At 63.1% G+C, this 461-nt stretch carries 1 protein-coding gene; it reads left to right on the top strand.

Annotation, left to right across the window (positions count from 1 at the left end):
* Nucleotides 1–461 (top strand): hypothetical protein (locus AACY08_RS29480; RefSeq protein ID WP_339472611.1); only part of this gene is annotated, 461 nt, incomplete at both ends.

The following is a 461-nucleotide window of genomic DNA, read 5'->3' as shown; positions in this document are numbered from 1 at the left end:
CCCCGCTCGCTGGCGCCTTGCAATCGGCGCATATCGTCTATCTGCTCGGGGCAGCGTTCATCGCGATCGCGTTCCAGCCCTTCGTCTACATGCTGATCGGCGCGCAGATCGGCGGCCTCGATTACAGCGTCACCACCGACCGCGACGTGTTCGGCGGTTATGACGCTACGATCCCGGTCAGTTTCGGTCCGTTCACGCAGATCCTGCTCGGCAGCAAGATCACCGACCACGTCAACCGGCTCGATGCGCGCGGCGTCAACACCTATATGACGAGTTCGAAGACGCTGGCGCAACTCGGCGTGGCCACGACCACGACGCCCGACGGCACGTTCGACGGCAGCGGCGGCTCGGGCAATGCGACCAAATATATCAACCTGTCGCAACAGTCGGTGATCGTCCTCCTCGCCAACGCGATCAACAGCCCGCTGGTCGCCAAGGTCGGTGACTCCACCAATGTGCAG

Origin of the sequence: Pseudomonas sp. EL_65y_Pfl1_R83, assembly GCF_963970695.1 — a bacterium.
GTDB classification, from domain to species: domain Bacteria; phylum Pseudomonadota; class Gammaproteobacteria; order Pseudomonadales; family Pseudomonadaceae; genus Aquipseudomonas; species Aquipseudomonas tritici.
Note: the sequence above shows the minus strand (reverse complement) of the source record. Positions and strands in the feature narration are given on the sequence as shown.